The 15,885-nt window shown below is 69.1% G+C and carries 15 protein-coding genes; 3 read left to right on the top strand and 12 right to left on the bottom strand.

What is annotated here, in order from left to right:
• The first annotated feature begins 114 nt into the window (after positions 1-114).
• A complete protein-coding gene (locus NG1_RS26400; RefSeq protein ID WP_062975144.1) occupies positions 115-1,083 on the top strand; it encodes a carbohydrate kinase family protein in 969 nt (322 codons plus the stop codon).
• A 57-nt stretch (positions 1,084-1,140) separates the two neighbouring features.
• Here the strand turns inward: NG1_RS26400 and asnB are convergent, their stop codons facing one another.
• Positions 1,141-3,084 carry an asparagine synthase (glutamine-hydrolyzing) gene (gene asnB / locus NG1_RS26395; protein ID WP_062975141.1) on the bottom strand — a complete coding sequence of 648 codons (1,944 nt, stop codon included), beginning with the start codon at positions 3,082-3,084 and terminating at the stop codon, positions 1,141-1,143.
• Between the two features lie 337 nt (positions 3,085-3,421).
• Between asnB and ctaC the strand changes: the two genes are divergently transcribed.
• Together ctaC and NG1_RS26385 are read left to right on the top strand one after the other, a co-directional pair.
• On the top strand, positions 3,422-4,540 hold the full coding sequence (ctaC, locus tag NG1_RS26390) for an aa3-type cytochrome oxidase subunit II (RefSeq protein WP_439956493.1): 1,119 nt from the start codon (positions 3,422-3,424) through the stop codon (positions 4,538-4,540).
• A gap of 14 nt (positions 4,541-4,554) precedes the next feature.
• Positions 4,555-4,971 (top strand): cytochrome c oxidase subunit 4, encoded by a 417-nt coding sequence (locus tag NG1_RS26385; RefSeq protein WP_040865876.1) that lies wholly within the window; start codon positions 4,555-4,557, stop codon positions 4,969-4,971.
• Positions 4,972-5,135: 164 nt separating this feature from the next.
• Here NG1_RS26385 and NG1_RS26380 read toward each other — a convergent pair whose 3' ends face one another.
• From NG1_RS26380 to NG1_RS26330, 11 genes are all read right to left on the bottom strand, one after another.
• Positions 5,136-6,419 (bottom strand): FAD-binding oxidoreductase, encoded by a 1,284-nt coding sequence (locus NG1_RS26380; RefSeq protein WP_062975139.1) that lies wholly within the window; start codon positions 6,417-6,419, stop codon positions 5,136-5,138.
• Positions 6,420-6,471: 52 nt separating this feature from the next.
• Positions 6,472-8,037: an alkaline phosphatase D family protein gene (locus NG1_RS26375; RefSeq protein ID WP_062975137.1), complete on the bottom strand. Its 1,566-nt coding sequence runs from the start codon at positions 8,035-8,037 to the stop codon at positions 6,472-6,474.
• Between the two features lie 74 nt (positions 8,038-8,111).
• Positions 8,112-8,876 carry a sporulation protein gene (locus tag NG1_RS26370; RefSeq protein WP_062975135.1) on the bottom strand — a complete coding sequence of 255 codons (765 nt, stop codon included), beginning with the start codon at positions 8,874-8,876 and terminating at the stop codon, positions 8,112-8,114.
• A gap of 108 nt (positions 8,877-8,984) precedes the next feature.
• Positions 8,985-9,644, bottom strand: coding sequence for a phosphoribosylanthranilate isomerase (locus NG1_RS26365; protein ID WP_062975133.1), 660 nt, complete (start codon positions 9,642-9,644; stop codon positions 8,985-8,987).
• Between the two features lie 48 nt (positions 9,645-9,692).
• Positions 9,693-10,424, bottom strand: coding sequence for a lysophospholipid acyltransferase family protein (locus NG1_RS26360; RefSeq protein ID WP_062975131.1), 732 nt, complete (start codon positions 10,422-10,424; stop codon positions 9,693-9,695).
• Between the two features lie 178 nt (positions 10,425-10,602).
• On the bottom strand, positions 10,603-11,613 hold the full coding sequence (locus NG1_RS26355; RefSeq protein WP_062975129.1) for an ROK family protein: 1,011 nt from the start codon (positions 11,611-11,613) through the stop codon (positions 10,603-10,605).
• On the bottom strand, positions 11,610-12,026 hold the full coding sequence (locus tag NG1_RS26350; RefSeq protein ID WP_062975127.1) for a hypothetical protein: 417 nt from the start codon (positions 12,024-12,026) through the stop codon (positions 11,610-11,612). The genes NG1_RS26355 and NG1_RS26350 overlap by 4 nt, the downstream gene beginning before the upstream one ends.
• Complete coding sequence (locus tag NG1_RS26345; protein ID WP_084499202.1) at positions 12,016-13,299, bottom strand: ArsA family ATPase; 1,284 nt, start codon at positions 13,297-13,299, stop codon at positions 12,016-12,018. Before NG1_RS26345 ends, NG1_RS26350 begins: the two co-directional genes overlap by 11 nt.
• A 23-nt stretch (positions 13,300-13,322) precedes the next feature.
• On the bottom strand, positions 13,323-13,760 hold the full coding sequence (locus NG1_RS26340; RefSeq protein WP_062975125.1) for an SRPBCC family protein: 438 nt from the start codon (positions 13,758-13,760) through the stop codon (positions 13,323-13,325).
• Positions 13,761-13,797: 37 nt separating this feature from the next.
• Positions 13,798-14,181, bottom strand: a complete 384-nt coding sequence (locus tag NG1_RS26335; RefSeq protein ID WP_062975123.1) for a polyketide cyclase / dehydrase and lipid transport — start codon at positions 14,179-14,181, stop codon at positions 13,798-13,800.
• Between the two features lie 29 nt (positions 14,182-14,210).
• Positions 14,211-15,338 carry a glycosyltransferase family 4 protein gene (locus tag NG1_RS26330; protein ID WP_062975121.1) on the bottom strand — a complete coding sequence of 376 codons (1,128 nt, stop codon included), beginning with the start codon at positions 15,336-15,338 and terminating at the stop codon, positions 14,211-14,213.
• Positions 15,339-15,885: the final 547 nt, after the last annotated feature.

Genomic DNA, 15,885 nt, shown 5'->3' with positions numbered 1-15,885 from the left:
ATGTAGGTGCGCGGCTGCGCCCGGATCGGTGCGGCGGATCCGCTACGGTGAGACCGGGACCTTTGTCGTCCCGGTCTTGACCGCCTGCCGCCTACAGTTGAAGGGCCCAGCCACGTGTCCATAGCCGTTTCCGCGTCCATTGCGACCGACCACCTCATGCGCTTCCCCGGACGGTTCGCCGACGTACTGCTGGCCGATCAGCTCGACCACGTGTCGCTGAGCTTCCTCGTCGATGATCTGCAGATCCGTCGCGGTGGCGTCGGTGGCAACATCGCCTACGCCATGGGCCTGCTCAATCGCACCCCCTTGCTCGTCGGTGCCGTCGGCGCCGACTTCGGCGAGTATCGCGCCTGGCTGGAGAAGCACGGCGTCGACTGCTCCACGGTGCTGGTGTCCGAGCGCGCCCACACCGCGCGTTTCGTCTGCACCACCGACGACGACATGGCCCAGATCGCGTCGTTCTACCCCGGCGCTATGAGCGAGGCCCGCGACATCTCCATCGCGGAACTCGCCGAGACCAGGGACCTGGATCTCGTCCTGGTCGGCGCCAACGACCCCGAGGCGATGCTGCGGCACACCGCCGAGTGCCGTGAACTCGGCATCCCGTTCGCCGCCGATCCCTCCCAGCAGCTGGCCAGGCTGGACGGCGACCAGTCGGTGCAGCTCATCGATGGCGCCGCGTACCTCTTCACGAACAAGTACGAGTGGGCGCTGCTGCTGCAGAAGACCGGTCTGAGCGAGGAGGAGGTCGCCCAGAAGGTCGGCGTCCGCGTCACCACCCTGGGCGCGGAAGGCGTGCGGATCGTCGACCGCGACGGCAGCGAGGTGACCGTCGGCGTCGTACCCGAGGTCGAGAAGGTCGAGCCGACCGGTGTCGGCGATGCCTTCCGCGCCGGCTTCCTCACCGCGCACACCGCCGGGCTGAGCCTGGAGCGTTCCGCGCAGCTCGGCTCGCTGATCGCCGTGCTCGTCCTGGAGACCATGGGCACCCAGGAGTGGACGCTGAGCAAAGAGTCCGCGCTGGAGCGCCTCACGCAGGCCTACGGCCCGGAGTCCGCCGCGGACATCAAGACCCTGCTCTGATCGTCACGACGAAAGGCGCGCACCCGGCCGGGTGCGCGCCTTTCGCATGTTCGCGCGCTACAGCGAAACGGGGTACGCGGGTTCCTGGATCTCCGGCTTGATCCGGTCCTCGACGAAGATGCCGTGCCACACCATGAACACCAGCAAGGTCCACAGCCTGCGGCTGTGATCGGCGGTTCCGGCCCGGTGCGCGACCAGCATCTCGCTGATCGCGGGCTTGTTCAGCAGGTGGCCCGTCTGGGACTCGGCGATCTGCTGCTGTGCCCAGTCGTAGAGTTCGGTGCCGCGCAGCCAGTGCCGCAGCGGGACCGGGAAGCCGAGCTTGGCGCGATGCAGCACGTGCGGGGGCACGATGCCCTCCAGCGCCTGGCGCAGCGCGTACTTCGTGGTCTCCTTGGTGATCTTCTGATCGAACGGCAGCCCCTCGGCCGCCTTCAGCACCTCGGTGTCCAGGAACGGCACGCGCAGTTCCAGCGAGTTCGCCATGGTCATCTTGTCGGCCTTGACCAGGATGTCGCCGCGCAGCCAGGTGAACAGGTCGAGGTGCTGCATCCGGGCCACCGGGTCCCAGCCGCGCGACTGGGCGTACAGCGGCGCGGTGACGTCCTGATGGGTCCACTCCGGCCGGAACTCGCGCAGCACGGCGCGCAGCTGGGCGTCGCTGAAGCTGCGCGCGTTGCCGTAGTAGCGCTCCTCCAGGGTGAGCGAGCCGCGGTGCAGCAGGCTCTTGCCCCTGGTGCCTTCCGGGATCCGCTCCGACAGCTTGCCCGCCAGCCTGCGCAGGCCGCGGGGCAGCTTCTCGAAAGGCCGCAACGACAGCGGCTCGCGGTAGATGGTGTATCCGCCGAACAGCTCGTCGGCGCCCTCACCGGAGAGCACCACCTTGACGTGCTTGCGCGCCTCCTTGGCGACGAAATACAGCGGGACCAGCGCCGGATCGGCCACCGGGTCGTCGAGGTACCAGACGATCTCGGGGATCGCCTGGGCGAACTCGGCAGGGGAGACCACCTTCACCACGTGGCGCGCGCCGATCGCCTCGGCGCTCTCGGCGGCGACATCGACCTCCGAGTAGCCCTCCCGCTCGAACCCGGTGGTGAACGTGATCAGCTTCGGGTTGTGCCGCATGGCCAGCGCGGCCACCGCGGTGGAGTCGATGCCGCCGGACAGGAACGAGCCGACCGTCACGTCGGCGCGCATGTGCTTGGCGACGGAGTCCTCGAGCGCCGCGGCGATCTCGCGGTAGCGCGCCGTCGCCGAACCGGGGGTGAACGGGCGCACCGGGAACTTCGGGGTGAAATACCGGGTGACGACCGGAGCCGCACCGGGCCGCACGGTGGCGTAGCTGCCGGATTCCAGCCTGCGCACGTCCTTGTGCAGCGTCTCCGGTTCCGGCACGTACTGGAGCACGGTGTAGTGCTCCAGCGCCCGCGGGTCCAGCGCGTCGCTCAGCTTCAGCGCGGGCAGCAGTTCCAGCAGGCTCTTCTTCTCGCTCCCGAACGCGGTGCCGCCCGGCCCGGTGGCCAGGAACAGCGGCTTGATGCCGAACGGGTCGCGCGCGAGGAACAGGTCCTTGGTCTCGGTGTCCCAGATCGCGAAGGCGAACATGCCGCGCAGCCGCCGCACCGCCTCGGGGCCCCAGTAGTGGAACGCCGCGACGATGGCCTCGCTGTCGCCTTCCGTGTGGAACATCTTCCCGTCCGGGAACTCGGCGGCGTGCGCCTCGGCGAGTTCGGCGCGCAGCTCCAGGTAGTTGTAGATCTCGCCGTTGAAGGTGAGCGCGTAGCGGTCGGGCTGCTCGGGCGGGCCCCAGCGCAGCGGCTGGTGCGAGTGCTCGATGTCGATGATCGAGAGGCGGTTGAAGCCGAAGATCACCTGGTCGTCGTGCCAGGTGCCGCGCTCGTCCGGGCCGCGGTGACGCACACAGTGCAAGGCTTCGTAGACCTGCTCCACCGTGCCAGGTGCCGCCTCGTCAGATGCCAGGAATCCGAGCAGTCCACACACGGCGTCGGCAACCTCATTTCTCACAGTCGGGATACGCGCGCACCGGATGGGGCGCAAGGGGGCGAAATCTAGTGTCCGAGTATGCCGCACCCACGGGATCCGCGCGTCGTGCGCACCACGTCCGGGGCGGAATCGCTGGTGACGGTGATCGGTGCGCGCTCGGTGAGGTGCCGAAGCCGACCCGACGACGAACCGGGGGTGCGTTTGGTCTACGCTGCGTAGTACTCAGGTCTCTCTCAGGCGACCCGCGCGCAATGCGCTGGCCCGGAGGGCGTCCTGAACGAGCTTAGGACGTATCGTCGGGGCCTATCGCAGCCCCGAACGATGCACTGTCGGAATGTGTGGCGACCAGGAAGGCGTGAGCGTGGCGCACAAGGCGAGCGAAGAGATCGGGGCACGACCCGCCCGGGGTCGGCAGGGCCGCATCCTTCGGCGGGCCGGGCTGGCGGTGTCCTTGGGGATCACCGCGCTGCTCGTCTCGGGCTGCTCGATCGACAATGTTTGGCTGCGGTTCGGCTGGCCGTCGGGTATTACGCCGCAGGCCACCCGGATGCGGGAACTGTGGACCTGGTCGGTCATCGCCGCGCTGGCGATGGGCGTGCTGGTCTGGGGCCTGACCTTCTGGACCGTCGCGTTCCACCGCAAGAAGGCGGACTCCCCGGAGTTCCCGCGCCAGACCGGCTACAACGTGCCGCTGGAGCTGACCTACACGGCGATCCCGTTCGTCATCATCGCCGTGCTGTTCTACTTCACCGTGGTCGTGCAGAACTACGTGCACGAGAAGGTGGCCGACCCCGATGTCACCGTCGACGTGACGGCCTTCCAGTGGAACTGGAAGTTCGGTTACCGCGAAGTCGACTTCAAGGACGGCTACAAGTTCGACGGCATCGACACCGCGCGCGAGACGGTGAACCAGGAGCAGCTCGAGCAGTACGAGGAGCGGACCAAGGACGGCCACCCGCAGCCGGGCCCGGTGCACGGCAAGCCGGAGAACGACATCCTGTCCTACCTGCACTACGACAAGGTCGAGACGATCGGCTCGAGCAACGAGATCCCGGTGCTGGTGCTGCCGACCGGCAAGGTCATCGAGTTCCAGCTCGCCGCCGCCGACGTGATCCACGCCTTCTGGGTGCCGGAGTTCCTGTTCAAGCGCGACGTGATGCCCAACCCGAAGGAAAACCACTCCGACAACGTCTTCCAGATCACCAAGATCGAGAAGGAGGGCGCGTTCGTCGGCCGCTGCGCCGAGATGTGCGGCACCTTCCACTCGATGATGAATTTCGAGGTCCGCGCGGTCACGCCGGAGAAGTTCACCAAGTACCTGGACGCGCGCCAGGCGGGCAAGACCAACGCCGAGGCGCTGGAGGCCATCGGTGAGTCCCCCGTCGCCACGTCCACCACGCCGTTCAACACCAGGCGCGACACCAAGAGCGCGGCCTCGGCCGAGAGCAAGTGAGGATTTGATCTGACATGAAGATCGAAGCGCGGATTTTCGAACTGCTCACGGTGTTCTTCATCATCGTGGCGGTGGTCTACGGCTTCTTCACCGGCCAGTCGCGCACCGGCGTCGAGTGGGCGGGTACCACGGCCACCGTGCTGACCGCGGGCCTGTCGCTGATCATCGGCACCTACTTCCGGTTCGTCGCCCGTCGTCTCGACCTGCGCCCCGAGGACTACGAGGACGCCGAGATCGTGGACGGTGCCGGCGACCTGGGCTTCTTCTCACCCGGCAGCTTCTGGCCGATCACCCTGGCCGCCGCCGGTTCGGTGACCGCCCTCGGCCTGGCGTTCTTCCAGTTCTGGCTGATCGGCATCGGCGTCGTCTGCGTGCTCGCGGCCGCCGCCGGTCTGGTGTTCGAGTACTACCTCGGGCCGGAAAAGCACTGACCTGTCGACTCGCGAAACGCCCCACCGGAATCCGGTGGGGCGTTTCGCGTATGGGGGACTCGGCGGGCCGGACGCGGCCAGGATCTCCGTAGCACCGGCGTTGCGACGCAGGCAGGGTGCGGTGCTACGGATTCGTGGCGAGGGATCGCGGCGAGCGGCCTGCGTCAGCCGTTGCCGCCCTCGTACCGCAGCGCGTTCTCCGAGCGGCAGATCTCCTCGATGCCGGAGACGATGTCGCGCAGCAGTTCCGAGGGCAGGGCGGCGGGGCGCAGGCGGCAGGTGAAGGTGATCAGGCCGTGGTCTTCGGGGGGCAGGCCGCGGGCGGCGGATTCCGCGCGCAGGTAGCGCGAGCGCACGCCGTAGGTCATCGCCGAGATGACGGTGAAGCAGCCGGTGCGTTCCCGATGGCCCGAGAACAGGTCGTGCAGGCGGTAGAACACCGACGCATAGCTCGACAGGGGCGCGAAAACGCCCACCCGGTAGGCGGGACCACGCTCGGACGAACTGAGCGCTGTATCGGCCAGATACTCGGCATCGCGCAGGGTCTGTACCTTCGGCGCGAACAGCACCGCGCCCGCGGCCGCGTTGCGCACCGGCATGCCCGCCTTGCCGGGCGCGGCCGAGGCGATGGCGCCCAGCGATTTCCGTGCCCGCGACCCGACCTCGCGCCGGGCTCGCAGTCCCCGGGTGGGCGCGGTGGGGTACAGGCTCGACCACTGCCCGAAGCGCACGGTGCCCAATTGCACGTGGCCGGTGCCGACCGGACGCGCCACCTTCAGCGGCGCGGTGTCGACCCAGCGGCCGACCTGTAGTTCGGCGTTGCCGGGCCGGGTGATCTCGGCGTAGGCGTGCTCGACGAAGGAATCGAAGTCGAGGAACCGGTCGGCGTCGGTGGTCAGCCAGGTGTGCTCCTTGTCGATCTCGATGGCGTCCAGGGTGAGCGCGGTGATGATGCCCGCGCGACCGCCCGCGCCGAGGACGCGCTGGAATCGCTCGGTGTGGTGGGTGCGCCCGCAGGTGCCGATACGCCCGTCGGTGTCCACGTACTCCAGATCGACGATCTGGTCGATGAACAGGCCGTGCTTGTGCGAGGCCGCGCTGACGCCGCCGACCGAGGCGAAGCCGCCCGCGGTGATGTCGCGGTGGTCGCCGACGATCGGCAGGCCGAGGCCGTGGGCGCCGAGCCTGCGGTCGATGTCGGACAATTTGGCGCCCGCTTGCACCCGGACGGTGCGCCTGCCCAGGTTGATGTCCAGCACCTGGTTCATCCGGCGCAGCGACACCACGGTCGGCTGGGCGGGCAGCGTGAGCCCCTCGTCCAGCAGTTCGCCGCCGCGTACCATCAGCCGTTCCGTTCGCCCGCGTGAATCCCGCACCGTGCGAACGACATCGGCGGTATCGCGAGGGAGGTATTCCTCGGCGTTGGAGACAGTTTGCGGCGTGCTCATGGCCCAAAAGCTAACCACAGCGCGGCCCGCCCCGCTTCCCCGAATCCGGGAGTCACCGCGACGCGGGCGCAAGGCTCTTGCTGAACAGGACGGATCCGGCGGCATCGCACAGGTCGACGGTCAATTCCCTCGACTTTCCGTCGATGCGGACCTCGCCGAAATGCTGGAAGGCGTCCAGCGGCGAGCTGTTCTGCACCGGCGGCGCGTGGACGTAGACCGCCTCGGGGCCGAACGTGCCGTCCAGCTGATTCGGGCCGAACGCGCCCGCGTTGAGCGGACCGGAGACGAACTCCCAGAACTCGTCGAAGTCGGTGAAGACCGCGCGCTCGGGCGAATAGCGGTGGGCCGCGGTGTAGTGCACGTCGGCGGTGAGCCAGACGACGTTCGCCACCTTGTTCGCCCGGATCGACGACAGCACCTGGGCGATCTCGCGTTCCCGGCCCGACGGCGCGCCGGGATCGCCGTTGGCGGGACCTTCGAAGGCGGTGGTGTTCTTCTGTTCACCGTCCGGGACGATCACGCCCAGCGGCAGGTCGTTGGCGATGATCTTCCAGGTGGCAGTGGATTCGCGCAGACCGTCGATCAGCCATTTCGTTTGCGCCGGACCGAGGATTCGGCCGTTCGGCCCGTTGTTGACGTCGTTGGTGTCCTTGTTCGCGCGCATGTCGAGCACGAAGACGTCCAGCAGCGGACCGTAGGCGATCTTGCGATACAGCCGGCCGTCCACCGCTTCTCGCGGTTCCAGCGGCATCCACTCGTGGAAGGCCTGCCAGGAGCGGGTGGCGAGAGTGTCCATGCCGCGTTCGGTGTAGCCCTTGGACTCGGCGACGAGTCCGCCGGGGTACCAGTTGTTCACCGTCTCGTGGTCGTCCCACTGCACCACCTGGGCGACCGAACTGTTGAACCGGCGGTAGTTCTCGTCGGTCAGGTTGTAGGCGTAGTTGCCGCGGAACTGATCCAAGGTCTGCGCGACAGCGCTTTTCGCCTCGCTCACCAGATTGCGCCAAACCCGGCCGTCGGGCAGCGTGACCGATTCCTTCAACGGTCCGTCGGCGTAGATGGAGTCACCGGAGTGCAGGAACAGATGCGGGTCGCGGGCGGCCATCGCGGCGAAGATCCTCATACCGCCGAGTTCCGGGTTGATGCCGTAGCCCTGACCCGCGACGTCGCCGGACCATTGCAGCCGGATGTCCGCCGCGGCGGTGGGCGCGGTGCGGAAGACGCCGGTGACCGGTTCGGAGGTGGCGCCGTCCTCGCCGCGCAGCGTCACCCGGTAGTGCACCTGCTGTCCCGCGGGCAGGCCGTTGACCCGCACCCGGCCGGTGCCGTCGGAATCCGGGGTGAGCAGTGGCCCGGTGAAGCGCATGGGATCGGTGAACGAGTCCGTCGCGGCGGTTTCCACGAGCAACGTGGCGGGGCGATCGGCGCGGGCCCAGATCAGCGCGCCGTCGGTGCGTGGGTCACCCACCGCCACGCCGTGGGTGAGCACCGGCCGCTGCCGGACCAGCGCCGGGCCGTTGCCCGGCGAGCAGGCCGCCACCGCGGGCGCCGCCACGAGTCCGAGTGCGCAGGCGCGTAAGACGGTGCGCCGGGAGGGTCCTGAGGCCGAGCCGCTCATGAGGAAACTCTGGCGCAATTACGTCAACGTCACATGAACTCCCCGGGTCCGTGCGGCCAACAAGCAACGGGACCTCAGTGCGCGAGTCGCTCCAGCCGGTGGTGCAGCTCGCCCGCCCAGTCGACGCCGCCCAGGTGCTGGTAGTCCACCCAGAGCGCGTCGAAGACGTCGCGGCCCTCGGAGATCCATCCGCCGCGCTTGTCCGCCTCCAGGACCACACTCATGCCGGTCTCGGTCGGGACGAACGTCACCTCGAGCTGGTTCAGGCGCGGGTAGTGCGGCGAACCGGCGAACTCGATCTCCTGGTAGAACGGCAGCGTCTGAGGTGTGTTGTGCACCCGTCCCGATTCCACGTCCGCGCTGCGCAGGTGGAATCCCAAGCGCTCCACCGCTTCCAGCAGCACGTGCTGGGCGGGCAGCGCGCCGACGCCGATCGGGTCGGTGTCGGCGGCGTCCACCGCGCCGTGGATCTCCACGACCGTGCGCAGCGACACCACCGTGCCGGGCAGGTGCCTGCCGTTGTAGAACGTGATCGGCGTTTCCATCGGCGCCCGGGCCGCGAAGCGGAACTCCGGCACCGCGCCCACGGGCAGATGCAACGGCCCGTGCACCCCGGTACGGCCGAACGCGATATCGCGCAGGCCTTCGTGATCCTCGTACTCCTGCTCGGCCCTGGTCACGAACTCGACCGCCACCTGAGCGATTTCCTGCGCGACCGCCCCACCCCGCAACCGGATCACACCCTCGACCGTGCCCCCGGGCTGCACACCCGGCGTGAACAACTCGGTCTCCACCTCGGCCCCACCGACCCCGGCCGCCGCCAGCAACTTCTTGAACATGCTCGTACTTTCGCCGCGCCGTCTTACCGAAGGCTTGTCATTGTCTTGTCGCCCTGGACGACTCGGCCGAGTGTATGGCACCGGCCGGTGGAAGCAGCGCCGCTCCGGTCAGGGCGTGGATCGAGCGGCGGCGACAAAGGCGGCGCACGCAGCGGGATCCTTGTCGCCGCCCGCGGTTTCCACACCACTGTTGACGTCGACGGCGTACGGGCGCACCTGCCGGATCGCCGCGGCGACCGTGGCGGGGGTGAGGCCGCCCGCGAGCACGACGGGACGGTCGAACCCGGCCAGCGCGTCCACGATGGCGGCACTGATCGACCAGTCGTGTGGGCGACCGGTGCCGCCCAGACGGTCCGAAGTCCGTGAATCGAGCAGCACGGCATCGCAATACGGAGCCACCGCCCGTGCCGCGTCGACGGCCTCCGGGCCGGTCACGTGCACGGCGGCGAGGATCGGACGTTCGGCGGCACGCTCACGTACCCGCGCCACCACATCGACGGAAACGAGCCCATGGATCTGGATCGCGTCGACGCCGATCCGGTCGGCCAGATCGATGATCGCCGTAGCGTCCGTCAGATGGGTGACCAGCACGCGGGTGACGGATGGCGGGGTGGCCGCCGACAGGGTGGCGGCACGGTGCCGATCGAGCGCGTCCTCACTGACATGTGTGACGCCCGAGATGAATCCGATCGCGTCGGCGCCTGCGGCGACGGCTGCGCGCAGATCGGCCTCCGACCGGATGCCACAGATCTTCGACCGCATGGTCATCGGGCGCACGAAGGAAGGCCTGGCGTTTACGAGAGAGCAGGGGAGGGATCAGCCCGCGGCGGTGTCCGGGATACGGACGGGCACGGCATCGGGGCGGCTGCCGCTGGGGACGCCCTTCTTCAGGCTGTGGGCGTAGACGTCGACGTATTCCTGGCCGGTGAGCTGCATGAGTTCGTACATGACCTCGTCGGTGACGGCGCGTTCGACGAATCGGTTGCCGCCCATGCCTTCGTAGCGGGAGAAGTCGATGGGCTTGCCGAACTTGACCGTCACCTTCCTGCGGCGCCAGCGGAACGGCCCGGGCGGGCTGACCTCGTCGGTGCCGATGACGGCGACCGGGATGACGGGGACGCCGGTCTCCAGCGCCAAGCGGGCCAAGCCGGTCTTGCCCTTGTACAGCCGACCGTCGGGGGAGCGGGTGCCCTCCGGGTAGAGGCCGACCAGACGGCCCTCGTCGAGCAGCTTGCGGGCGGCGTTCAGCGCGTCCTCGGCGGCGTCGGCTCCGCTGCGGTCGATCGGGTACTGACCGGAGGCGCTGAAGAAGAACTTCTGGAACCGGCCCTTGATGCCCGGGGTGGTGAAGTACTCGGCCTTGGCGAGATAGTTGATCCGCCGCGGACTCAGCAACGGAGCGAACAGCCAGTCGGCGAAGGAGAGATGATTACCCGCCATGATGGCCGGCCCGTCCGCCGGAATGTTCTCCACACCCTCGACCGTAGGCCGGTTGTAGAGATGAATGAACGGTCCCAGCAGCACGAACTTCAGCAGCCAGTAGAACATGACGTCCTTCCCCCGGGACCGGGATAGTTGCGGGCACCTGCTTCGAATGCCGACTTTACCGCTGGTACAAGATCACATCCAACCGCAGCGGCGAATCTCACCACACTTCGGCGCCGACGCCGACCGATGGCGAGTATCGGCGTGTCGCGCCGGACCGCGATGCTCGTGGCCCGCGGTGTCAACGGCCGGTCCGCGCGATGCGGGCGGATTTGCCCGCGCCGGAGGGCAGGGCGGCCCTGGCGAGATCGGCGGCGCCGATCATGCCCGCCGCTTCGCCGAGCTGAGTGGTCCGGATGCGGGCCAGCGGCCGGTGCCCCGCACCGGTGATCGTGCGCGCGTATTCCTCACGCGCCTCGTCCAGGAACAGCGGCGCCGAACTGCTGACCCCGCCCGCGATGACCACCAGGTCGGGATCGAAGATGTCGCTGACGAACGCCAGCCCGAGGCCGAGCCAGCGCGCGAAGTCGGCCATCACCCGCGCCGCGAGCGGATCGCCGTCCTGCGCGGCGCCCGCGACCCGCCGTCCGGTCAGCGAGCCGGGATCGCGCGCCACGTCCCTGGCGAGCACGGAGTGCACCGTGTCGCTGGCCAGCATCTCGATCGCGGTCTCGGCCAGCGCGGTTCCGCTGCAATAGCGCTCCCAGCAGCCGTGCTTGCCGCACGGACAGGGCCGCCCCTGCGGAACGACCTGCAGATGACCGAGTTCCGGCGCGACGCCGTGCGTGCCCCGGTACAACTGGCCGTCGATCAACAAGGCGGCGCCGATGCCGGTGCCGATCGCGATCAGCACCACGTTGTGGCCGCCCGCCGCGGCGCCGAACCGGTACTCCGCCCACATCGCCGCGTTGGCGTCGTGTTCCAGGATCACCGGCAACTCCAGCCGTTCGGTGAGTCGCTGGGCGACCGGCGCGTCCTGCCAGGGCAGGTGCGGGGCGAACCGCACGGTGGAGCGATCGCCGCTGATGAACCCGGCGACCGCCAAGCCGACCGCGCCGATGGAATGCCGGCCGGACAGGTCGCGCACGGCCCGGTCCAGCGCGTCCTCCAGCGCGCGGGCGGAATGCGGCGTCGGCGCCTGGACCGTGTCGAGCACCTCGCCGCTGTCGTCGATCACCGACGCCCGAATGTTGGTGCCGCCGACGTCTATTCCGACGGTCAGCGGTCGTGTACCGGCCATCTGGTGCGTCATACCTTGATCGTCACGGGAATGTCGACGTAACGGGGGCCATCGCCGTCCTCGCCTGGACCGTGCCGGTGCGGCGCACCGGTTTCCGGGTCGGCGTCGGTGGGCATGACCGGCTCGACCGGCACCCCCGCCAGCGCTTCGCGCAGCACGGTGACGATCGCGGTGCCGTGATCGGCGACGGCGGCCAGCACGTCGTGGTGCTCCCCGCGCACGAGCGCCGCGGCCGCGCACACCGGGCACCAGCTGCAGCCGGTCCACTCTGCCTGGCCGTCGGCGGCGCGCCGCAGCACCGGCTCGACCCGTTCGAGCACCGCTTCGGCCAGCAGCTTCAACTCCTCGGCGAATTCGCTGATGCCGTCCGGCGCGCTGTGGCCGCCTGCCTCGTGTCCCTCGGGCGGGTGCGGATCACCGGTCATGGTCGTGACTTTCGGACGCCTGCGCCCACACCTGCGGATCGGGTCGGAAGCGGACCACCAGATACCCGTCATCGAGCTCGGCGCCGTCGACCGTGCACCGCCGCAATACCGGCGCCAGGCGCACCCGCCGCCGGACACCGTCCGCTCCCACGATCAAATCGTCCTCCACTCGGCCAAGGCGCAACGTGGCGGCGTCGACCACCGGCAGGTGCATGCGCAGCGCGTACACCGACTGCAATCCGGTGCCGGATTCCCGCAGAACCAGCGGTTCGCCGGAACTCGCGTCGACCTCCGTCTGATTGTCGCTCAGCATAAGCGCAGCGTCACCGGTGTCGCCCGCCGAGTCCATCGCGTACGACAGCGCGGCCAGCGAGTTCAGCCCGATCGGCTCGGCGCCGGTGTGCTGCGCGATCACCACGGGGATACCCGGCATCTTGCGCCGCAAATCGGCGATGACGTCCGATTGCTCACCGCGCCGGTTCGAATACCAGTGCACCGCCGGATGTTCGGCCGAACTCGGTTCGGCGGGCGGCGCGAGACCGGGCAGCACCTTGTTCACCACCACGGCATCCAATCGCAGGCCCAGCAGCGCCGCGGCGGAACGCACCCGCTCCGATTCGGCCACCGCCACCCGCTCGGCGACGGTGATCAGCCGCGCCCCGGTGCGCCGGTGGTCGGTGAGCAGATCGCGAACCTCGGTGACCGCCTTGACGATCCGCTCGACCGTGGCCGCGAGCACGGCGCGGCGCAGGTCGGTGCCGATGGCGCTCATCGTCCGCGCGTGCGGCGGCCACATCCGTTCCAGGTAACCGAGCAGGGTGGCGGGCGCGGTGACCAGGCGCAGCATGTCCGCCGAGGGCGGGCAGTCGACGACGATAAGATCCCAGTCGTCCTCGGCGGCGAACTGGGTGATCTCCACCAGCATCAGCAGTTCCTGCACGCCGGGCAATCCGGTCAGCTCCGCCGGATCCAGCGCGGCGAGGTCGAAACCGTGCTCGTGCCCGCGGCCGGTGGCGATCAACCGCACCACATCGCGGAACCGGTCCTCGAGCAGCGCGAGCGAATCGATCTCGATCACGTCCAGGCCCGGGAGCACGGTGGCGACGCCGGTGACGGTGCCGGGATCGTGCGGGAAACGGAAGCCGAGCGCGTCGCCCAGCGAATGCGCCTGATCGAGCGAGGCGATCAGCACGCGACGGCCCGATCTGGCCTCGGCCATGGCGGTGGCACACGCGAGCGTGGTCTTGCCCACCCCACCCTTGCCGATGAACAGTTCGACCCGGGTCTTGTGCGCGGTCAGCCTTCGACCCGTTTCTTCAGTTCCTTCAGCGCGGTGTCGGTGATCACTTTCTCGGCCTTGCGCTTGAACATGCCGATCATCGGGATGTTCAGATCGACGGTCAGCGTATAGACCACCTCGGTGCCGCCGTCCGGCCGATCGATCAACTCGTAGGTGCCGTTCTGGGCCTTCTGCAACTCGCCGCTGAGCAGCCGCCAGCTGACCGCCTTACGGTCGGCGCGCCAGTCGTAGGACAGGACATAGGTGTCCTTGACCACCCCGGCGTCCAGCACGAACCGGGCGGTCTCGGCTAAGCCGTCCGGTCCCGTCTCCAGCACCTCCACCGACTTCGCCGCCGATACCCACTCCGGGTAGGACTCCAGATCGGCGATGACGGACATCACCTGCCGCGACGGGGCCTCGATGACGATTGATCTCTGGGTCCTGTCGGCCATGCGGACAGCGATTCCTTTCAGCGTCGGTGCTGGTAGATCAAGACAGGGCCGCGGGAGCGACGCCGGCCGGGCGACCCGACTCCAGCCGGGACTTCACTTCGAACGACATGTTCTTGCCCGCGACCCGGCGCGCCCGGATGGCGGCGGCGAGCTTGCCCACCGGCAGCGCGGGCTGCGGTTCGGCGTGCAGGAAGTAGTGCAGGATCACCCCGTCGAGCGAGGGCTCCAGCCACACCTCCATGGTTCCGGTCAGCGCCCCGGACACCGACCAGCGGATGCCCTTCTCACCCCGGTTCTCCCGGACCTCCAAGTCCAGGTCCGGCCACCAGCGGCGCCACTGGTTCGGACCGGCCAGCAGGTCGGCCACGGCGGCCCCCGATGCGGCGACGAAGGTCTGATCTGCGACCTGGATACTGCTCACTCCGCTGAGCGTAGTAGATGCGACGCGGATCACCGCAGCAGCTGTCGCAGGCGCGCGCCCAGGGTGTCCCAGCGCCACTGCTGCTCGACGAACGCCCGGCCCGCCACGCCCATCCGCGCGGCCGCGTCCCGATCGGACAGGATCTCCACCAGGGCGTCGGCGATCTGCTGCACCGAGCGGCCGTCCACCACCCGCCCGGTCCTGCCCTCGATCACGGTCTCCGGCGCGCCGCCGGAATTGCCCGCCACCACCGGGACGCCGGACGCAGAAGCCTCCAGGTAGACGATGCCCAGCCCCTCCACGTCCAAGCCGGCGCCCCTGGTCCGGCACGGCATCGCGAAGACGTCCGCCAGCGTGTGATGCGCGGCCAGCTCGCCGGACGGGACGCGGCCGGTGAACACCACGTCCTCGGTGACGCCCGCGGCGACCGCGAGGGCGCGCAGCTTGTCCTCGAAGGGGCCGCCACCCGCGATCACCAGGACCGCTCCGGGCACTCGCTCGCGGATATCGCGCATGGCCAGGATCAGTGCGTCCTGCCCCTTGCGCGGCACCAGCCGCGACAGGCACAGGATGGTCGGACGGTCGCCCAAGCCGTAGCGCTCGCGCAGCTCGGCACGCGCCGCCGGATCCGGGCGGAACACTTCGGTGTCCACCCCGGGCGGCAGATACTCCAGCGCCGCGTTCGCCCCGAACGCGGACGCGAACCGGCGGCGGGTATAGCGGCTGACGTAGGTGACGACGTCGGTCTGCTCGCCGATCACCCGCAGCGCCTGCCTGGCTCCGGGCAGCATCGACCAGCCGACCTCGTGGCCGTGCGTACTGGCCACGATGCGTTCGGCGCCCGCGCGACGCAGCGCCGGCGACATCAGCGCCAGCGGTGCCGCCGCCCCGAACCACACCGTGTCGCACTGCTCGCTCCGCAGCAGCCGCGCGGCGCGGCGCAGCACGAGCGGAGTCGGCAGCATCAGCGTGGTGGGATGGCGAATCACCTGGAACTTCTGCTTGGCGTCGAACTTCAGATGACTGTCGCCGCGCCAGCGCGGAGCGTAGACGACCAGGTCATCTGGCGGCAGCTCACCGGCCAACGCCTGCAGATACGACTGGATACCGCCCGGCCGCGGCGGGAAATCATTGGTAACCAGCAAAGTTCGGGCCATGCGCAACAAAATACTGGGTTGGATTTGCCGCGACTGCGTCGCGGCGTGTTCGCGGCCCCTTCATGGCTCGCGTCCGAGCGACCACCGCTGGCGACTTCGTCGCGGACGCGGCGGCCACTCGGACGCGAGCCGGGCTGCGAACGGGCGGATGCTCGGTCTCGCTTCGCTCGAAACCGTGAGTTGGGGTGTGCTGGGCGCGTGGGGGCGGGAGCTTTGGGCATCGTGCACGCGGCTCGCAGTGGTCGTCCTGGTGACCGATGATCAGTCACGGACGTGACGGCCACTCGGACGCGAGCCGGGCTGCGAACGGGCGGATGCTCGGTCTCGCTTCGCTCGAAACCGTGAGTTGGGGTGTGCTGGGCGCGTCGGGGTGCGAGCTTTGGGCATCGTGCATGCGGCTCGCAGTGGTCGTCCTGGTGACCGATGATCAGTCACGGACGCGACGGTCGTGCGAACCGGGCCGGGCTGCGAACGGCGGGTGCTCGGTCTCGCTTCGCTCGAAACCGGGAGTTGGGTGCGTCGGCATCGGGCTCGCCGGCATGGTGCA

This window comes from Nocardia gamkensis NBRC 108242 (assembly GCF_001612985.1).
Lineage (GTDB): Bacteria > Actinomycetota > Actinomycetes > Mycobacteriales > Mycobacteriaceae > Nocardia > Nocardia gamkensis.
Note: the sequence above shows the minus strand (reverse complement) of the source record. Positions and strands in the feature narration are given on the sequence as shown.